Source organism: Archangium gephyra (assembly GCF_049060025.1).
Lineage (GTDB): Bacteria > Myxococcota > Myxococcia > Myxococcales > Myxococcaceae > Archangium > Archangium gephyra_A.
On sequence record NZ_JBMEQQ010000002.1, the window covers coordinates 4902053 to 4920030 of the forward strand.

Genomic DNA, 17978 nt, shown 5'->3' on the forward strand with positions numbered 1-17978 from the left:
CAGGTCTCCCGCCAACGCCGTCAGCGTCCGCCGAAATAGTGATGATGCGAGCCCGCGCGCGTGTAGGCGTCGTTCACCAGGCCCAGGAAGGATTCCGAACCGAAGACGCCACGGCACGACGCGTCCGCGACGTCCAGGAGCATCGGGAACCCCCGGTCGGGCCGCAGGATGCTGTCGGCCAGGGCCACATGGGCCGCGATGTGGACGTGCTTCCGGTGCGCGTAGAAGAGACGCGGCGGCGACTGCTCCGAGGCCCGGAACAGTCCGATGAAGACCTCCGGGCAGTAGTCCATCACGAAGGCGAGCGCCTCGTCCCCCATCTGATGATCGTAGTGCCACCGCCGGACGAAGTAGCTGCTGTCCTCCTCGAGCGTATGGAGGATGGCGTACTCGCCCGCCTTCAACGCGTCTCCGAGCGTCAGGTACCCCTCCTCGTCCAGCTCCTTGGAAACGAACACGAACTTCTGGTGCTCCCGGATGAGCCGCTTCAGCACGTCGATCGACGCCTTCAACAGGGGTTTGTAGTTGGCGCCGGAGAGCATCTCCCGTGAGCAGGGATTGCCCGGACCGATGCGCCATTCCGCCTCGGATCTGTCCAGGAGGATGGCCCGCTCGGCATAGGCCCGGATGTAGCGGCGCATCAGCATGGACACGTTGTCCCTCGGGCCGCGCTCATGCCGCCGCTCCAGGCAGTCCTGCACCACCTTCAGCGTGTCCGGGTTGCGCGCGGCCACATCCTTGCGAAAGAGGCGCTGGGAGAAGGTTCCGGACCGGCCCCCATAGCCCACGATGGACACACCGATCTGGGTGATGCCCAGCGCCAGGCTGTCATGAGACGCGGCGATGCTGTTCACCGCCTCGACCCGTCCGGGGAAGAGCAGGCTCTCGAAGACGGTCTTCAGCCTCTCGGGACTGGCCTCATAGACTCCCGCCTCGGGAATCCGGGTCTGCCTCTTGAGGTCGGGGAAGATCTCCTGGCGGATGGCCGCCCGGATGCGCGCTTCCGAGGTCTCGGCGCTGGCGACCTGGGAACGGATGCGGGAGATCAACCGCTCGATTTCCCACCCCTTCTCCCAGGTGCGGAGATCGAGCGTGGTGGAGAGATCTTCTCCCAGGATCGCCCGGTAATCCGCGTCTCCGACGAATCGCCTTCCTCCATCCGGCGGGGTTCCATTCTGCATGGCTACCGCTCCTCCGTGGGCGTGAACTTCAGGAAGAAGGGACGGCGCTCGGGCTCGCGGGCCAACAACAACCGGACGTAGGCCCGCGCCTCCTTGACCGGAAGCCCGAATCGCGAGGCCAGCCGCGCCTCCGCATCCTGCCAGGAACAGCCCCTCACGAGAGGAAGCGCCTCCAGGGCCGGAGCCAGCAGCTCGAAGGCAAGGAGATCCGCGCGCAGCTCCGCTTCCATCGCCTTGCCCGTGCAGGGGTCTCCGGACGCGGTGCGCTCGATGAACCGGACCTGGACACCGGAGGGAATCCGCTTGAGCGTCAAGAACAGGGACTGGTGAGGCGCGGGGGCGTGCTCGCCGTTGAGGACCGGAAGGATGTCCTGCCCCAAGGCGCGCAGCGCGTGGGCCCGGGGCAGATGGTGATCGAGCACGAAGTGCGCCACTTCATGCATCAGGGTGAAGCGCTGCTGGGGTGCTTCGTCCTGGCCGTCATAGAAGAGAATCCCACGGCCCGCATGCGCGACCATGCACCCATGCAGACGGCGGCCCGTGCGTGGCAGCCCTCCGTGCGCGCGCCCCTTCGAGTCCAGCCAGTCGCGAGCCATGCCACACGTGAGGCGAGGCATGGCCACCAGACTGATGGGCAGCACCATGCCTATCTTCTTGAGCAGGTCGCTCAATGGAATGCAGGACGGCAGACGGCATGCCTTCACGGCTTCCTGCAACCAGGCCTCTGTCATGAATTCGTCTCGTCGTCGGTGGTGTGATCTCTCGCCGCGAGCAGGAAGGACTCCTCGTGCGCCTCCTCCTGCTCCTGACTCGCGGGAAGAACATCCAACACCTCGACGTGCCGCACCACGGCCGCGAGCCGATGAGGTTCCACTGCGAAACGTTTCTCGATCATCTCCAGGTGCTCGACGAAGCGTTCCTCGCTGGGGCGCCGGCACAGGGACAACCACGCGAGTGTCTCCGGCGAGCAGTCCAGTTCCACCGCGAGCTCCTCGGCGGACCTGCCTTCGTATTTCCGGTACTGCTCGAAGACGTAGCCGAGCGTCCAGGAGAGCTGCCCGCTGCGCCGGGCCGCGACCTCGAGCCACTTAGGATTGGCCATCGGAATCCTCCTTTCCAAAACGCTCCAGCAACTTCATGAGGCGGTCCCGATGCCGCTTCACCGCCCGCTTCAGCTCTTCCCTGGGCAGCGACGCCAACCCCAGGGCTTCCGCGAGACGCTCGGTCGAACGCTCACCCACGAGGATGAGCCGGAGGGCCTCCCAGTCCCGTTCACTCTTCAGGATGTGGCGCTCCACGAGCCGATTCATGGCGAGTCTCGCCTCCACCAGGTCCTCCAATGCTTCCTTCGGAGTCCTCGTGCCATGTTCGACATCGCTGCCGTATTTTTGATCTCGCCGGGCCCGTGCGTCCGCTGCGCGACGCTTGTCCAGCGCCCGGTGCTTGGCCGCCTGCATGAGGTAGGAGAACAAGCGTCCCTTGTCCGGGTCATACCGGGCGGGCCTGTGGATGTAGGTGAAGATCACCTCGACAGTGGAGTCATGGGCAGCGTCCTCGTCACAGCCCAGCCGCTGCATCAGGATCTTCACGATTCGATCCATGTACGTCATGAAGACGTCAGTGGAAGCCACTGGGTCCTGCTGGACCACGCGCGCGTGCAGAAGCCTCTCATCCGCCGGTGATGGATAGCGCATCCCCTCTCCTCGCCAGGACTCATTCGCCCATGCGTTCAATGTGTCGCCTCCACTCCTTCGGCACCGGACCCATGGAGTTCGACGGGCACGGCTTCCGCATGGCGGAAGAAGTTGGGTGATGCCCGAAGGCGTTGTCTGTACCCCTCAAGAGGTATGGACAGGAGACGGCGGCCCGGCTCCAGCCCGTGCCGGGAGGGAAAAACCTGGCCCGGCGAACTCGGGCCTTTGGCGGCGAAGGAACCGGGTGAAGACACGGCGAGGGGCCGTGTCACTTCATGTGAGGGGAAGCATGACGACACTGTCTTGCCGCGTCGCCACCACCCAGCGGCAGCTCGACGATGCGCTGCGCATCCGCTGGGCCGTCTTTGGCAAGGAGCTGGGACTGCTTGGAAGCACGGCCACCACGACACTCCGGGAGGTGAACGGCTTCGACACCTTGGAGACCACCGTTCATCTCGTCGTCTACGCGGATGACACGCCGGTGGCCACCTCGAGGCTGCTGCTGCCCAACTCCGAAGTGGCAAGCGCCACGGGTGGACGCCTGGGCATCGAGCTGGAGCAGAAGCTGGAATTGCCGGACGTGGGGGGACCGGGACTGATGTTCGCGGAGAGCACGCGCTTCTGCGTCCTCAAGGAGTGGCGCCATTCCGAGGCGCTCGTGTGGCTCCAGGCCGGGCTCTACGCGGAAAGCCGCCAGCGGGGGGTGACGCACTGGATTGCTTCCGCGAACATGGAGACGGACTCCACCGAGGACGCCCAGCTCATCCACCAGATGGCGATGCGGCAGGGGCTGGTGAGCCAGCGCTGGCGTGCACGGGCCCACGCGCCTCCGGTGCCCCCCGCCACGCCGAGCGCTCCTCGCTTCACCCCCTCGGAGCGAGACCGCGCCCGGCAGGGGCATTTCAACGGACTGAGGATGCCCCGGGTGTTGTCGTTCTTCGCCTACAAGATGGGGGCACGGTTCATCGCCGAGCCTCTCTACGACACGGGGTTCCACCGCTTCTCCCTGCCGCTCGTCGCGGCACTGGATGAGGTTCCGGCCAGAACCCTGGCCTGCTTCGCTTCCCTGGGCCGAGGCATCTCGCGCCACGCCCAGGTCTGACCCACTCCCCGCCCCATTCCTTCTCAACCCCCAGGACCCGCAGCGGCCCTGGACAGGAGACGTACATGCACACGCCGAACGGAACACAGACGCAGACGGATTGGATGGACACCCTGCAGGACGAGGCGCGCACGCTCGTGGAGGAGTTGAAGGCGCACCCCGCCGCCCGGCGCCTCATCGATGGGAGCATCGAAGCCGGCAGCTACGCCCACTACCTGGTGCAGACGTACCATTACGTGCGGTGGACCACGCCGCTCCTGGCGGAGGCGGGCCACCGGATGAAGCGGCTGGGCTGGCATCCCCGGTTGGCGGAGCTGCTCCTCCAGAAGTCAGCGGAGGAGCGCGGGCACGAGCGGTGGTTGCTGGCGGACCTGAAGAACCTGGGGTGGCCGGCCGAGCGGGTCGAAGGCGCGGAGCAGAGCCCCGCGGTCATCGCCTATGTCGCGTGGAACCGCTACACCACGCTGTCCGGCGTGCCCGCCGCGTTCCTCGGCACGGCCTACGTGCTGGAATACCTGTCCGTGCAACACGCCAGCAGGACCGTGGAGCGCCTGCTCGCGGCCAACGCCATCCCGAACATCCGCAAGGCGGTCACCTTCCTGCGCGGCCATGGGGACGCGGATGGAAGTCATGTGGCCGAGCTGGCCTCGGTCCTGCGCTCGCTGACGGACCCGCGGGAACAGTCGGCACTGCTGCTGTCGGCCCGCACCACGCGCGCCCTCTACAGCGGCCTCTTCTCTTGAGAGGTCCAGACGCGGAGCAACCGGCTCCCCTCAGGAGGCCTGTCCAGTGGAGGAAGAGAGGTCACGAGAGAGGCCCCCTGGACATGAGGCCGGCCCGGGACATGAGGGCCTTCCGGCTGTCCATGCCCAGCTTGTCGAAGACACGCTGCAGATGTTTCTTCACCGTTCCCCGTGCGCGGCCGAAGTGCTCAGCGATCAACTGGTTGTCCCAGCCCTGGAGCACGTAGCTCACGACCTCGGCTTCGCGCTTCGTGAGGAGCTGACGCCACGCCTCGGGTACGGGGATGGCACGCGGAATCTCCTGGAACTCCAACGCCCAGAGCCGCTGGCCATCCCGCTCCGGCAGCCGGGTGAAGGTCACCCGCAGGTCCTGGTCCGCCAGGCCCCGCACCTCGCCATCCCGCGCCCAGGTGTCCCAACCGAGCCGCCCATCTCCTCCCCTGGCCGCCAGCAGGGCAAGCCGCTCCACCAACTCCGTGGGAAGGCCCGAAGACCCCAGTTCGGAGGGATGGAACCACCGCTTCAGCAACGCGGTGGTGGAAGGCGTGCGCAGCTCCTCGGTGAAGGGACTGGCCCGCACGACGCACCTGGCGCCCCGATGATGGAAGAACGCATCCAGCATCTGGCCGCGCGCCGCCACCTCGGCATACATCCGGCAATTGCGGACCGTGTGGGTCAACAAAGGCGTCAGTCCCTGGAGACGGGACTGGTCCCGCCTGGAAAACGGCCGGCGCCGCTCGCGGTAGAGCGTGAGGCCGCCGTGCACCCCGCCTTTCACGTCCAGCAACACCGACATCACCTGCTCCAGCGGCATGCCCAGCTCGCGGCAGTACCGGTACCACCGGCTGCGCTCCAGCACCTTGCGCTGCGGCACCATCTCCGTGTCACGCAACACCAGGTTGGGCCTGCGCACGACCGCGCTGCGCACGAAATCATCCTCGGCCAGCTCGGAGTAGCGGGCGAGGAACGGGGCCGGCATCTTCGTCGCCCACCAGTCGTAATCCCCCTGCCGGCCCGGCCTGGACACACACAGCGCCATGTAATCCGCCGGCAGGAGCTGGAACAGCACGTCCTCGGCGTTGGAAAACACCTCCGAGAGGTGCAGGGAGCTGGTCAGCGCCTCCGCCAGCTTGGAGGTGAGTGTCCGTTCGCGTGAATCGCGGCTCATCGACATGTCGCTCCACTGCAGGCAGGTGGGATGAAGTCCATGGTCGCACAACCCGTGGGGTCTTTCCCTTCCTCGCGAGGACAGGGCTTCGGCTGCCCGAGCGATGGGTATGCAGGTGGCTGGGAGTTCCACCTTCTCCAATTCTTCTGGTTTCGATTAGACTTCCCGGACGTCCCTCCGCGGAGCTTCGGCCAGCGGGGAGGAGGAGGCTCGCGTGCGCTACCTGTTCTGTTCGCTCGACAGTCCCGGCTTCCTCTTCCCGGCCCTCGCCATCGCTCGGGAGCTGCGGCGGCGCTCCCATGAGGTGGCCTTCGTCACCGGCCCCACCTTCGCCCACTTCGTGCAGGACTCCGGCTTCGAGCGCATCCCCCGCGGCGAGCAGGATGGGAAGAGCTTCCAGATCGAGATCTTCGCCCAGCCGCTGGAGATGGTCCGGCAGGCCCGGCACGTGGAGTACGCGCTCGGGCGCTTCCACGCGGACGTGCTCGTGGGCCAGCAGCTCGCGCTCGGGCCGCTCCTCGCCGCTGAGCGCCAGGGACTCCCCGTCGCGAGCCTCGGGCTGGCCTCGTACATCTTCCCCGTCACCGACGGGCCTCCCGGGCCGGAGATGCTCGCGCGGCGCGCCGCCTCCCTGCACGACGGACTCCTCGCCCGCTTCAACGAAGCCCGCGAGGCGATGGGCCTGCGCGCCTCCTCTCCGCGCTACCGCGAGACGCCCCTCATCGGCGATCTGCTGATGCTGCGCTCGGTGCCGGAGGCTCGAAGGGGACGTGGCCTCCCTGCCCGAGCGCGTGCGCCTCGTGGGTGACTGCCTCTGGGAGCCGCCCGAGGCGCCGCCAGATCCCGCGCTGGAGCAGTGGCTGCAGGAAGCACGGGCCTCCGGCCTGCCCCTCTTCTATGTGCAGCCCGCCAGGGATCTCGAGTTCTGCGACTTCTGGCCCCTCGTGGTGGAGGCCCTGAAGGACATGCCCGCGCGCGTCGTCGCGGCCATCCGCAAGCCCGGTGTGGAAGAGGAGCAATTCCCTCCCCACTTCCTCGTGCGCCGCCACGTGCCGCAGTCCTCCATCCTGCGCCAGGCACACGGCATCATCGCCAGCGGCACCACCACGGTCGTGCTCGGCGCCCTCACCCACTCCGTGCCCGCGCTGCTCCTCGTCGCCGGGGGCGAGCAGTTCTCCACCTCGGAGCGCTGCCGGCGGGCCGGTGCCGCCCTCAGCCTCCTGCGCCGCTCCGATGACGATCTCACGCCCCGCTCCATCCGCGCGGCCGTGGAGGAATTGCTCGCCACGCCCTCGCTCGCGCGGAACGCCGGACGGCTCCGGGAGGCGCTCGCCCAAGTGGACGGGCCCGCCCGCGCCGCGGATCTCCTGGAGGAGCTGGGCCACCTCCGCCAGCGGATGCCTCGCGCGAACGCCTCGTGAACCGGCCAGGAGGAGCCCTTGCGTTACCTCTTCTGCTGCATGGACCGCGTGGGAGACATTCACGCGGCCCTCGCCATCGCCCGAGCGCTGCGTGAGCGCGGGCACTCCGTGGCCTTCGTCACCGGCCCGCCCCTCGCCCCCCTGCTGCGGCGCGAGGGCTTCGAGCGTCTTGCCCGCGGTGAGCCGGACGGGCCGAGCTTCGACACGAGCACCTGCGCCCTCCCCATGGAGATGGTGCGGCAGGTGCGGCACATCGAGTCCGCGCTGAAGCACTTCCCCGCGGATGTGCTGGTGGGCCAGCAGCTCGCCTTCGGCGTGCCCCTCGCCGCCGAGCGCCAGCGCCTCCCGTTGGGCGTGGTGGGACAGATGGCCTGGATCTTCCCCCGCGCCGAGCCTCCGCCGCCCGGGCAGCGCGACGCCCTCACCGCGCACGCCGTCGAGCCTCTACGAGGGGCTGATGCCCCACTACGCCACCGCGCGCCAGGCGTGCGGCCTGCCTCCCGAGCACCGGGCGCCCCAGGACTCTTCGCTCCTCGGCGACCTGCTGTTGCTGCGCACCGTGCCCGAGCTGGAAGCGGACGTGGACTCGCTGCCGTCACGCGTGCACCTGGTCGGCGACTGCCTCGGACTGCCCCGCGAGGAGCCCGACGCGGCGCTGCGCGACTGGCTGGACGAGGCCGCCGCCCAAAGCCTCCCCGTCCTCTTCGCCCGCCTCGGCGGCGCCACGCTTCCTCCGGCCACCTGGCCCGCCTTCGTCGAAGCCTTGCGCGACGAGCCCCTCCGGGTGCTCGCCCTCGCTCCGCCCGCCGCCGCCTCCACCGCGCCCGCGAACTTCCTCGTGCGCCCCCACCTGCCCGAGGCCTTCGTGCTCGAGCGGGCCCGCGCCGTCCTCTCCCCGCCCACCTCCGCCGCGGCGCTGGGCGCGCTCACCCACGGGTGTCCCGCCCTGCTGCTGCTCCTCGAGGGGCCGCACCTCGCCCTGGAGTACCCCGCCGTGGCCGAGGCCTGTGTCCGGACCGGCGCCGCCACGCGTCTCGCGCTGCCCTCCTCCAGCCCCGAGCCCCTCCAGCTCCGCGAGGCCGTGCGCGCCCTGCTGGAGGACCCGGCTCCTCGCGCCCACGCCCAGCGCCTCCAGCACGCCCTCGCCGCCTTCGATGGCCCCACGCGCGCCGCGGACCTCCTCGAGCGCCTGGGCAGCCAACCCGGATATTTCCAGCATCACGGTTCTTTCCTGAAAAACATACTGCGCTGAATTTTAATGGCTCCCACCTTTGACAGTGATGACGGATATCCAGTAGGGTTTCTTTCGTCGTGAAGGACAGCTCATCCCCCGAGCTGGCAGTTCACCCCCACAGGGAGCACCGCCATGTCGAACAAGATCATCCGTGCGTGGAAGGACGAAGATTTCCGCAACGAGCTGAGCGAGTCGGAGCGGGAGATGATTCCGGAGAACCCGGCCGGCATGATGGAGCTGACCGACGAGGCGCTGGACGTGCTCGTGGGCGGTAACGCCGCCGCCAGCTGCGACTGGTGCAGCTGCGTCGCCGCGGAGCAGGCGGCCGAGTAGAACGGCTCGAGCCGTCGGCCGGTGGCTCCCCTTGAGGCGGGCACGGCGGACGGACGATGCTGCGGGCGGGGCGACTTCGAACGCCCCGCCCTTTTTTTTGTCCTCCGGGAGCACTTCCGGACCCCTCGCGACAGGACTGGCCCTTGCCCGAGACACCAACGTCCCCGTCCGTCCCTCCGCCGGCCCCCCAGCCCCCGAAGCGGCAGCAGGCCGCGCTGCAACTGCCGCGGTTCGTCTCGCCCCGGGGTTTCGCCCTGCTGTGGTGCGTGCTGGGACTGGTGCTCACCGCGGGAGCACTCGCGGCCTGGGCCCTGGCGGATGGGGTGCTCGCGCTCCAGGTGAAGCAGGAGGTGGCCCATGAGCGGCGGTGAGCAGACGCCGGCCGTGCGCGCGGTGCCCCCCGCTCCGAAGCCGCGAGCCGGCTGGGGCCTCTTCCGGCGCCGGGTGCCCGTCATCCTGCAGATGACGTCCACCGAGTGCAGCGCCGCCTGCGTGGCGATGGTCCTCGGCTACCACGGCCGCAGCACCACCCTGAACGAGTGCCGGGAAGCTCTTCGACTCGGGACGCGATGGCACCTCGGCCCGGCGGATTCTCGAGGCGGCCCGGCAGCACGGGCTCACCAGCAAGGCCTTCTCCATCAAGCCGGAGAACTTCGCCCAGGTGCCCCTGCCGGCCATCGCCTACTGGAACAACAACCACTATGTGGTGGTGGAGCGCTGGTCCCCCTCGCGGGTGGAGATCGTCGACCCCGCGGTGGGCCGGCGGCGCCTGGACGCGCGGAGCTTCGCGCGGAGCCTCAGCAACGGCGTGGTCCTCACCTTCGAGCCCGGGCCCGCGTTCGAGACCCGGCCCGCGGAGCCTCCGACGTGGCCCGCCCACCTGTCGAGGCTGGTGGGCACCGGGCTGCTGAGCGGCGTGCTGACGCAGCTCCTCCTCGTGTCCCTGGTGCTGCAGGGGCTGGGGTTGGCGCTGCCCCTGGCCACGCAGCTCGTGGTGGACCGGCTGCTGCCGTCGGTGTCCACGGATCTGCTCACCCTGTTGGGGATGGGCATCGGGGTGCTGGTGCTCACCCAGCTCGTGGCGGCCTGGCTGCGCTCGATGCTGACGGTGTACCTCTACGCGCAGGTGGACCAGCGGATGATGCTCGGACTCTTCGAGCACCTGGTGGCGCTGCCGCTGCGCTACTTCCAGCAGCGCACCACGGGCGACCTCATGGCGCGCCTGGCGAGCAACGTGGCCATCCGCGAGGCGCTGGCGGGCCGCGCGCTCACGGTGGTGCTCGATGGAGGGCTGGTGCTGGTGTACCTGGCCCTGCTGCTCGCGCGCGCGCCGGCCTTCGGCCTCGCCGTGGCCGGACTGGGCCTCTTCCAGGTGTTGCTGGTGATGAGCACCAGCGCGCGGCGGCACGCGTTGATGCAGCAGTTCCTCACCACCCAGGGCGAGGCGCAGGGCTACCTCACCGAGGCCCTCACCGGCATCGCCACGTTGAAGGCCTCGGGCGGCGAGTCCCGCGCGCTGGAGCACTGGGGTGACGTCTTCACCCGCCACCTCAACATCTCCGTGCGGCGCAGCCACCTCGCGGCCGGGCTGGACATGGCCCAGCTCACCCTGCGCTCCCTCGGCCCGCTCGCGCTGCTGTGGCTCGGCGCGCGGATGGTGATGAACCAGGAGATGTCGCTGGGCACGATGCTCGGCCTGCACGCCCTCGCCGCCGCCTGCCTGCTGCCCCTGGCCTCGCTGGTGGCCACCGTGCAGCAGCTCCAGTCCGTGGGCGCCAACCTGGAGCGGCTGGTGGATGTCTTCGACGCCCCGCCGGAGCAGGACGTCTCCAAGGTGCGCCCGGCCCCCAAGCTGACGGGGCGCCTGGAGCTGCGCCACGTGAGCTTCCGCTACAACCGCCACTCCCCGTGGGTGCTGCGCGACATCTCCCTCACCATCGAGCCCGGGCAGAAGGTGGCCCTGGTGGGGCGCACCGGCTCCGGGAAGACGACGCTGGGCACCCTGCTGCTCGGCCTGCACGAGCCCACCGAGGGCGACATCCTCTACGACGGCCAGTCCCTGCGCGAGCTGGACTACCGCTCGCTGCGCGCGCAGTTCGGCGCGGTGCTGCAGGAGCCCTTCCTCTTCACCGGCACCATCCGGGAGAACATCTCCTTCAACAGCCAGGAGTCCTCGCTGGAGGAGGTGCAGCAGGCGGCGCGGCTGGCGGCCATCCACGACGAGGTGGCCCGCCTGCCCATGGGCTACGAGACGAAGGTGACGGCCGGGGGCACCAACTTCTCCGGTGGCCAGCGCCAGCGGATGGCCCTGGCGCGCGCCCTCTGCCAGCGCCCCACCGTGCTGCTGCTGGACGAGGCCACCAGCCACCTGGACGTGGTGACGGAGCGGCAGGTGGACGAGCACCTGGACGAGCTGCGCTGCACCCGCGTCGTCATCGCCCACCGGATGAGCACCGTGCGCAGCGCGGACCTCATCCTCGTGCTGCACGAGGGCTCCATCGTCGAGTGCGGGACGCACGACGAGCTGCTGGCGCTCGGCGGCCACTACGCCGCGCTGGTGGGAGGACAGTTGGTGGAGGCCCCCGCCCCCGCGGCGCGGCGCCAGCAGGTGGGATGAGCCAGGCACACCGGGAGGACACACCATGAAGTACTCCATGCTGGACTACCTGCGGGTGGGCGAGCCGCACATGCCCTCCGTGCTCGTCTCCCCCGAGGCGCTCGCGGACATCGGCCCCATCGCCCGGGCGCTGCCTCCGTGCACCGGCTCCGGCTTCGAGTGTCGGCTGGCCGAGCCCAAGGCCAAGGCGGACTTCCTGGTGCGCGTGCAGACGCATGACGGCACCCGCACCGCCTTCGGTGGGCGCAACCCGGACGTGCGGCCCCCGCCGGAGCTGCTGGACAACCCCGTGTGGCGGCGCGTGTTCGACTTCTGCGCCCGCTGGTCCAACCCCGAGGACGCGCTGCACGCGGACGTGGAGGACTTCTGGCTGGAGTTCGACGTGGCCGGCCGCCCCACCACCGCGCCCACGCCGGCCATCTTCTTCGGGCCCCGGCAGGGACTGGAGAAGCCGCTGGAGCTCGTCGCCCTGGCCACCGGGGTGATGCGCGGCGAGCCCGGCCCCGCCGCCCCGCGCGCCAGCGTGCGCCGCGCCTACGAGGCCCTCCCCGCCGGTGGCAACGTCTACCAGGTGGGGATGATGCTCTCGCGGCCCATCGACGCGCTGCGGCTGTGCGTGCGGGGCATTCCCACCACCGGGCTCACCGCCTACCTGCGGGACATCGGCTGGGACGGGCCCTCGGGCGAGCTGGACGCGCTGCTGTCCTCGCTGGCCCCGCACACCGACCGCATCTGCCTGGCGCTGGACGTGGGCGAGCGCGTGTTCCCCAAGCTGGGCCTGGAGTGCTACGTGGACGCCCTCACGCTGGGCGGCTTCAAGGAGCGGTGGAAGCCCCTGCTGGAGCACCTCGTGCAGCGCGAGCTGTGCCGTCCGGAGAAGCGTGACGCCCTGCTCGCGTGGATGGGGCTGTCCGACCACCGCACCGAGCGCGAGCGCTGGCCCGCCAACCTCGTCCGCGGCGCCGAGGCCCAGGGGCCGGACACGCTGAGCCTCTTCATGCGCTACCTCAACCACGTGAAGGTCGTCTTCCAACCGGGCGCCCCCCTGGAGGCCAAGGCCTACCCGGGCCTCAAGCACCTCTGGGGCCGCGCCTCCGCCCGCGCCGCCTGACCCCCCCGGACCCCACCCCATGAGCCCCTCTCCCGAGTCTGTCTGGTACCGGGCCCTCTCGCTGCTGGAGCGCGCGGCCACCCTCCCCGAGGGCTCCACTCCGCCGGTGGATGCCGGGCTCGCCCAGAAGCGAATGAAGCGCTGGCGCTCGCGGCCTCCGATGGACCAGGAGGCGCTCTTCTCCCGCCGCCTCGCCACCGACGGCCTCACCGAGGCGCGTTTCTTCCAGCTCCTCGGAGAGCCTCCCGAGGTGGTGCGGGACCGGAGCGCCGGGCTGCCACGGGGACTGAAGACCTTCCTCCGCACCCTGGACCGTCACGGGGAGCCCCTGCCGGCGATGCCCCTGCCTCCGGGCGTGCTCCGCCGGCCGGACAGTGCCTTCCTCGTCGCCGTCGCGCCGCTCGTCCATGACGGCCTCGAGCGCCTGCGCGCCGGACTGCGCGGGCTCCTCGAGCGCTACCCCGAGGCGCCCTTCACGCTGGAGACCGCCGAGGCCACCCTCTTCGCCCCGCTGCCCTCGGAGCTGCTGCAGTTGCTCGGCCGCACCCTGGTGCTGGAGCTGAACGTGGCGCGGCTGGAGGAGCGGCTGGAGGGAACGAGCGCCCAGGAGCGCTTCGCCAGCTTCGTGCGCTGGTTGAAGCACCCCGTCTCCGCGCGGGGCCTGTTCGAGGAGTACACCGTCCTGGCCCGGCGCCTGGGCCATCAGGTGGACACCTGGGTGGAGGTGTCGCTGGAGCTGATGGAGCGGCTGTGCGCGGACTGGCCGATGCTGCGCGAGGCCCTCAGTCCAGGGAAGGAGCCCGGCAGGCTCGTCCGGGTGCGCGGCGGCGTGGGAGACGTCCACCGCGGTGGCCGCTCCGTGCGCATGCTCGTCTTCGAGTCCGGCCTGCACGTGGTCTACAAGCCGCGCTCGCTGGCCATCGACGCACACTTCCAGGAGCTGCTGGCGTGGGTGGATCGCCGCGGCAACCCCACGCCCTTCCGGCGCCTGCGGGTGATGGACCAGGGCGCCTACGGGTGGATGGAGTTCGCCGAGACGGCCCCGTGCGAGACAGAGGAGCAGGTGGGGCGATTCTACCAGCGGCTGGGCGCGTTCCTCGCGCTGCTCTACGCGCTGGAGGCCACCGACTTCCACTTCCAGAACATCGTCGCCTCCGGCGAGCATCCGGTGCTGGTGGACCTGGAGTCGCTGCTGCACCCGCACCTGCCCGTGGTGGACGAGGGCTCGGCCCAGCAGGCCCGGCAGGAGATGTTCGACTCGGTGCTGCGCGTGGGGCTGCTGCCTCAGCGGGTGTGGGCCAACGCCGAGTCCGCCGGTATCGACATCAGCGGCCTGGCCTCCATCGGTGGCCAGGTGAGCCCCCGCGCCGTGCCCCGGTTGGAAGGCTCCGGCACGGACGAGATGCACATCGCCCGCAAGCGGCAGGTGATGCCCGAGGGCCACAACCGCCCCACGTTGCAGGGCCAGAACGTGGACACGCTCGCCCAGACGGACGCGCTGCTCGCCGGCTTCACGCGCATGTACGAGCTGCTGCGCACCGGGCGCGACGCGATGCTGGCCAAGGACGGCCCCCTGTGGCGCATGCGGGACGACGAGGTGCGCGTGCTGATGCGCCCCACCCTGCTCTACACCTCGGTGCTGGAGGACAGCCTCCACCCGGACGTGATGCGGGACGCGCTGGACCGCGACCGTTTCCTCGACAGGCTGTGGACGGACACCGAGCGCTTCCCCTTCATCCCCGCCATCGTCCGCGCCGAGCGCGAGGCGCTGGAGCAGGGAGACGTGCCGCTCTTCACCACGCGCCCCGGCTCGCTCGACGTGTGGGCCGCGGACAACTCACGCATCCCCGGCGTGTTCGCCGAGGAGGGGCTCACCCTGGTGCGGCGGCGCCTGGAGCAGTTCGGCCCGGAGGACCTGGAGCGGCAGACGTGGTTCATCCGCGCGTCCATGGCCACGCTCGTCCCGGACGTGGATGCACCGGGGAACACGTACCCGCTGGCCGAGCCGCACGCGCCCGCCACCCCCGAGCGCCTCACCGCGGCGGCGGTGGCCCTGGGAGACAGGCTGCTGAAGCTCGTCCCCCTGGAGCCACGGGGCGGTGCCGCGTATGGGCTGTCACCCGGCAGGGAGCGGCGGTGGGTGATGGGTCCGCTGGGCCTGGACCTCGCCGCGGGGCTGCCCGGCGTGGCCCTCTTCCTGGGGCAGTTGGAGCCGGTGGCCGGAATGGGCCGCCATGGAGAGGCCGCCCGGCGCCTCGTGGCCATGGTGCTGCACCGGCTGGAGCAGGAGCGCGAGCCCGTTGCGTCCGCGGGGGGCTTCGACGGCTGGGGCGGCATCCTTTATATGCTGGCGCGGCTCGGGTCTCTCTGGGGGCGGGAGGAGCTGCTGCGCAAGGCGGCGGAGCTCGCCGGCCAACACCTGCCCGCGCTCCTGGACGCGGAGGCGCGGCACGGGCTCCAGTCCGGAACCGCGGGAACGCTGCTGGCCCTGGTGGCCCTGCACCGCGCCGCTCCCTCACCCCGCGTGCTGGAGCTGGCGCGCCGCTGCGGCGAAGGGCTGCTGGGCCTGCTGGCCGCGCCCGGTACCCAGGCCGAGGCGGGCCTCGCCCGGGGTGTGGACGGCACCGCGCTGGCGCTGCTGGAGCTCGCCACGCTCACCGGGGAGGAGCGCTTCCGCACCGCGGCTCGCGAGGCACTGGCCGCGGGGAAGCAGCGGCGCCACGGGCCGGAGGAGACGTCCTGGTGCCAGGGCGCGTCCGGCGCGGGGCTGGCCCTGCTGCGCGCGCTGCGCCACGGAGACGCGGACGCACGCGAGGCGCTGGAAGCGGCCCTGGAGACGGTGGGGGCGCACGGCTTCGGCCATGACCATTCGCTGTGCCACGGGGACCTCGGCTCGCTGGAGCTGCTGCTGCAGGCGCGCGGGACCCCCGGTGGCGAGCGGTGGGCCGCCGGGCTGGAGCGGCGCACGGCCATGGTGCTGGAGTCGCTCGAGCGGCGCGGCTGCCGGTGCGGCGTCCCCTTCGGGCTGGAGATGCCGGGGCTGATGCACGGCCTGGCGGGAACGGGCTACGGCCTGCTCCGCCTGGCGCGGCCGGAGCAGGTGCCCTCGGTGCTGACGCTGGAGGGGCCGGTTACAGCGCCTCGGGGTTGAGCAGGCCACGCGGATCCAGCTCCTGGCGCAGGGTCCGCATCCGCGCGTAGTCCTGCCCGTACACGGCCTGCCGGGCATCGCGGTCCAGCTCCATCCAGCCGTAGAGGTACGGACGGCCACCCAGCTCCAGGCACTTCTCCAGGCACGCACGGTGCGCGGCCCGCACCGCCTCCAGCCCGGCCCGGTCCGAGCGCCGGCACTGGTAGTACAGGCCGATGCCGTAGACGCGCGACGTCCCGCCGAAGGCCGCCCGCAGATCGAACGGCCAACGTCCACCATCCTCCGGCTGCGAGAGCCCGAGCACGCGCAGCAGGTCCAGCCCCGGCAGCCAGAAGCGAGCGGGCTCCGCCTCCAGGAAGGCCACGAAACGCCGCAGCCCCTCCAGGTCCAGGCAGTAGTCGGCCATCACCTGGCACGTGTTGGGATCGAAGACCTCGCCCTCGTCCTCGCCCTTGTGCAGCACCTCCGACTTCACCACCATGTGCACGCGCTCGCGCTCCATGCGCACGAGCGGCTCCGGGTGGCTCGAGGCCTTGGCCGCCTCCTCCGTCTCGTGGAGGGAGCCGAAGATGGACCAGAGCTTCCCGGCCTTGTGCTCCGCGAAGAAGAGCTCCGGCGCGGGCCCCTTCCAGTCGGCCGTCCACGCGAGCGCGTCCACCATCTCCCGCAGGTTGCGGTGGCGGTTCATCTGCAGCCGCGCGAAGGACCGCTCGGGCAGGCTGCGCAGCACCACGCGCTCCAGGACGCCCACCTGTCCCACGCCGGCGAGGGCGAAGCGGAACAGCTCGGCGTTCTCCTCGCGCGAGCACCACACCGCCTGTCCATCCGGAAGGATGAGCCGGGCCCGCTCCACGTGGTCCACCTGCGCGCCCGCCACGAAGGAGCGGACGCCGTAGCCGCCCACCGACAGCGTGCCGCCCACCGACGTGCGGAGCTGATTGGTGTAGAGGGGGAACATCCGCCCCGCGGCGGACAGGGTGCGCTCCACGCGCTTCCAGCGGCCGCGGCAGGTGGCCTCGACGCAGCCGTCCTCCAACATGCGCGCCTCGCCCGCCTCCGCGTCATGGGCGAGCACGATGCCCTCGGACAGGCACTGCCCGCCGATGGAGTGCCCCGAGCCCCGGGAGCTGACCGGAACCCCGAAGGCCCGCGCCACCCGCAGCGTGTGCACCACGTCCTCCTCACACCGGGCGCGGACCACCACCTGGGGGCGCCGCGGACGCATGTTCCCGAAGTCGAAGCTGTAGCGCTCGAGCGCGCTCTCGTCGGTGAGGACGGGGCAGCGCACACCTTCGCGGAGGGAATCGGCCAGGGATTGGGAAGAGGACATGTCCTGGCGATTCTACCCAACAGATGGAGCAGCCGCTGCTGGCCGCCTCCGGAGGCGCCGCGTTAACTGCCTCCCCTCACAGGAGGAAGCCCATGAACGAGATGAGCTATCGGACGGCGCTGGTGACGGGAGCCTCCAGCGGCCTGGGATGTGGACTGGCGCTGTGGTTGGGCAAGCGGGGCGTGAAGGTGTACGCCGCCGCCCGGCGCCGCGCCCACCTGGAGGCGCTCGCCCAGGAGGCGAAGGCGGCGGGTGCCCACATCGAGCCCGTGGAGCTGGATGTCTCCCACGCGGACGCCACGCTCGAGCGTGTCCGCGCGCTGGACGATGCCTGTGGCGGATTGGACCTCGTGGTGGCCAACGCCGGTGTGGGCGGGCAGACCCACGCCCGGGACTTCCCGTGGGAGCACGCCCGGAAGGTCATCGACGTGAACGTCACCGGCGCGGCGGCCACGCTGTCCGCGGTGCTGCCCCGCATGGTGGAGCGCAACCGCGGGCACCTGGTGGGCGTCTCCAGCCTCGCGAGCTGCCGGGGCCTGCCGCAGAACGCGGCCTATTCGGCCTCCAAGGCCTTCCTCAACACCTTCCTGGAGAGCCTGCGCGTGGATCTCCAGGGCACCCAGGTGCGCGTCACCTGCATCAAGCCCGGCTTCGTGAAGACGGAGATGACGGCCAACATCCAGCACACCATGCCCTTCCTGCTGGAGGCGGACGCGGCCGTGGAGTTGATGGGACAGGCCATCCTGCGCGCCCAGGACGAGTACGGCTTCCCCTGGCCGATGGCCCGGGCCGTCGAGGTGGCGAAGTGGGTGCCCAACCGCCTCTTCGACGCCGTGGCGAGCAAGGTGCTCTGAGCGGCGCGCGTTGATTCCCGCCGGTCACCGTCCGCCAGG

At 70.6% G+C, this 17978-nt stretch carries 17 protein-coding genes and 2 pseudogenes; 13 read left to right on the forward strand and 6 right to left on the reverse strand.

Features of this window, described 5'->3' with window-relative positions; translation table 11 throughout:
• Window positions 1–20 precede the first annotated feature (20 nt).
• Genes ACN28I_RS21340 through ACN28I_RS21355 form a run of 4 tightly spaced genes read right to left on the reverse strand, consistent with a single transcriptional unit; the run spans window position 21 to window position 2812 of the window.
• Entirely contained in the window at window positions 21–1181 is a 1161-nt protein-coding gene (locus tag ACN28I_RS21340; protein WP_420943798.1) for a hypothetical protein, read from the reverse strand.
• A 2-nt stretch (window positions 1182–1183) separates the two neighbouring features.
• Window positions 1184–1912 carry an ImmA/IrrE family metallo-endopeptidase gene (locus ACN28I_RS21345; RefSeq protein WP_420943799.1) on the reverse strand — a complete coding sequence of 243 codons (729 nt, stop codon included), beginning with the start codon at window positions 1910–1912 and terminating at the stop codon, window positions 1184–1186.
• A complete protein-coding gene (locus ACN28I_RS21350) occupies window positions 1909–2283 on the reverse strand; it encodes a hypothetical protein (RefSeq protein WP_420943800.1) in 375 nt (124 codons plus the stop codon). Before ACN28I_RS21350 ends, ACN28I_RS21345 begins: the two co-directional genes overlap by 4 nt.
• A complete protein-coding gene (locus tag ACN28I_RS21355; RefSeq protein WP_420943801.1) occupies window positions 2270–2812 on the reverse strand; it encodes a sigma-70 family RNA polymerase sigma factor in 543 nt (180 codons plus the stop codon). The genes ACN28I_RS21350 and ACN28I_RS21355 overlap by 14 nt, the downstream gene beginning before the upstream one ends.
• A gap of 352 nt (window positions 2813–3164) precedes the next feature.
• On the opposite strand from ACN28I_RS21355, the gene ACN28I_RS21360 reads away from it, so the two are divergent.
• Both ACN28I_RS21360 and ACN28I_RS21365 read left to right on the forward strand, forming a co-directional pair.
• Entirely contained in the window at window positions 3165–3977 is an 813-nt protein-coding gene (locus ACN28I_RS21360; protein WP_420943802.1) for a GNAT family N-acetyltransferase, read from the forward strand.
• A 65-nt stretch (window positions 3978–4042) separates the two neighbouring features.
• Entirely contained in the window at window positions 4043–4720 is a 678-nt protein-coding gene (locus ACN28I_RS21365; protein WP_420943803.1) for an iron-containing redox enzyme family protein, read from the forward strand.
• Window positions 4721–4781: 61 nt separating this feature from the next.
• Here ACN28I_RS21365 and ACN28I_RS21370 read toward each other — a convergent pair whose 3' ends face one another.
• On the reverse strand, window positions 4782–5888 hold the full coding sequence (locus tag ACN28I_RS21370) for a response regulator transcription factor (protein ID WP_420943804.1): 1107 nt from the start codon (window positions 5886–5888) through the stop codon (window positions 4782–4784).
• Between the two features lie 214 nt (window positions 5889–6102).
• Between ACN28I_RS21370 and ACN28I_RS21375 the strand changes: the two genes are divergently transcribed.
• The 10 genes and pseudogenes from ACN28I_RS21375 (at window position 6103) to ACN28I_RS21420 (ending at window position 15755) form a co-directional block, all read left to right on the forward strand.
• Window positions 6103–6696: a glycosyltransferase gene (locus tag ACN28I_RS21375; RefSeq protein ID WP_420943805.1), complete on the forward strand. Its 594-nt coding sequence runs from the start codon at window positions 6103–6105 to the stop codon at window positions 6694–6696.
• Window positions 6659–7309: a glycosyltransferase gene (locus ACN28I_RS21380; protein WP_420943806.1), complete on the forward strand. Its 651-nt coding sequence runs from the start codon at window positions 6659–6661 to the stop codon at window positions 7307–7309. Before ACN28I_RS21375 ends, ACN28I_RS21380 begins: the two co-directional genes overlap by 38 nt.
• Before the next feature lie 457 nt (window positions 7310–7766).
• Window positions 7767–8561, forward strand: a complete 795-nt coding sequence (locus ACN28I_RS21385; protein WP_420943807.1) for a glycosyltransferase — start codon at window positions 7767–7769, stop codon at window positions 8559–8561.
• A gap of 114 nt (window positions 8562–8675) precedes the next feature.
• Entirely contained in the window at window positions 8676–8876 is a 201-nt protein-coding gene (locus ACN28I_RS21390) for a mersacidin/lichenicidin family type 2 lantibiotic (protein ID WP_420943808.1), read from the forward strand.
• 143 nt (window positions 8877–9019) lie between these two features.
• Entirely contained in the window at window positions 9020–9247 is a 228-nt protein-coding gene (locus tag ACN28I_RS21395) for a hypothetical protein (RefSeq protein ID WP_420943809.1), read from the forward strand.
• A pseudogene (locus ACN28I_RS21400) lies at window positions 9234–9413 on the forward strand (cysteine peptidase family C39 domain-containing protein); the annotation flags it as partial. The gene ACN28I_RS21395 and the pseudogene ACN28I_RS21400, both read left to right, overlap by 14 nt.
• Before the next feature lie 25 nt (window positions 9414–9438).
• A pseudogene (locus ACN28I_RS21405) lies at window positions 9439–9696 on the forward strand (cysteine peptidase family C39 domain-containing protein); the annotation flags it as partial.
• Window positions 9697–9813: 117 nt separating this feature from the next.
• Entirely contained in the window at window positions 9814–11493 is a 1680-nt protein-coding gene (locus ACN28I_RS21410) for a peptidase domain-containing ABC transporter (RefSeq protein WP_420948691.1), read from the forward strand.
• A gap of 25 nt (window positions 11494–11518) precedes the next feature.
• Window positions 11519–12604, forward strand: a complete 1086-nt coding sequence (locus ACN28I_RS21415; RefSeq protein ID WP_420943810.1) for a hypothetical protein — start codon at window positions 11519–11521, stop codon at window positions 12602–12604.
• A 19-nt stretch (window positions 12605–12623) separates the two neighbouring features.
• Complete coding sequence (locus ACN28I_RS21420; RefSeq protein WP_420943811.1) at window positions 12624–15755, forward strand: type 2 lanthipeptide synthetase LanM family protein; 3132 nt, start codon at window positions 12624–12626, stop codon at window positions 15753–15755.
• On the opposite strand, the gene ACN28I_RS21425 is transcribed toward ACN28I_RS21420, so the two are convergent.
• A complete protein-coding gene (locus ACN28I_RS21425) occupies window positions 15736–17085 on the reverse strand; it encodes an FAD-binding oxidoreductase (protein WP_420943812.1) in 1350 nt (449 codons plus the stop codon). The two genes, ACN28I_RS21420 and ACN28I_RS21425, sit on opposite strands and share 20 nt — an antisense overlap.
• Window positions 17086–17177: 92 nt before the next feature.
• On the opposite strand from ACN28I_RS21425, the gene ACN28I_RS21430 reads away from it, so the two are divergent.
• Window positions 17178–17939 (forward strand): SDR family NAD(P)-dependent oxidoreductase, encoded by a 762-nt coding sequence (locus tag ACN28I_RS21430; RefSeq protein ID WP_420943813.1) that lies wholly within the window; start codon window positions 17178–17180, stop codon window positions 17937–17939.
• Window positions 17940–17978: the final 39 nt, after the last annotated feature.

Coding starts and splice junctions, on each gene's coding strand:
- ACN28I_RS21340 (WP_420943798.1), bottom strand. CDS start 1,181: ATGCAGAATGGAACCCCGCCGGATGGAGGAAGGCGATTCGTCGGAGAC.
- ACN28I_RS21345 (WP_420943799.1), bottom strand. CDS start 1,912: ATGACAGAGGCCTGGTTGCAGGAAGCCGTGAAGGCATGCCGTCTGCCG.
- ACN28I_RS21350 (WP_420943800.1), bottom strand. CDS start 2,283: ATGGCCAATCCTAAGTGGCTCGAGGTCGCGGCCCGGCGCAGCGGGCAG.
- ACN28I_RS21360 (WP_420943802.1), top strand. CDS start 3,165: ATGACGACACTGTCTTGCCGCGTCGCCACCACCCAGCGGCAGCTCGAC.
- ACN28I_RS21365 (WP_420943803.1), top strand. CDS start 4,043: ATGCACACGCCGAACGGAACACAGACGCAGACGGATTGGATGGACACC.
- ACN28I_RS21370 (WP_420943804.1), bottom strand. CDS start 5,888: ATGAGCCGCGATTCACGCGAACGGACACTCACCTCCAAGCTGGCGGAG.
- ACN28I_RS21385 (WP_420943807.1), top strand. CDS start 7,767: ATGCCCCACTACGCCACCGCGCGCCAGGCGTGCGGCCTGCCTCCCGAG.
- ACN28I_RS21390 (WP_420943808.1), top strand. CDS start 8,676: ATGTCGAACAAGATCATCCGTGCGTGGAAGGACGAAGATTTCCGCAAC.
- ACN28I_RS21415 (WP_420943810.1), top strand. CDS start 11,519: ATGAAGTACTCCATGCTGGACTACCTGCGGGTGGGCGAGCCGCACATG.
- ACN28I_RS21420 (WP_420943811.1), top strand. CDS start 12,624: ATGAGCCCCTCTCCCGAGTCTGTCTGGTACCGGGCCCTCTCGCTGCTG.
- ACN28I_RS21425 (WP_420943812.1), bottom strand. CDS start 17,085: ATGTCCTCTTCCCAATCCCTGGCCGATTCCCTCCGCGAAGGTGTGCGC.
- ACN28I_RS21430 (WP_420943813.1), top strand. CDS start 17,178: ATGAACGAGATGAGCTATCGGACGGCGCTGGTGACGGGAGCCTCCAGC.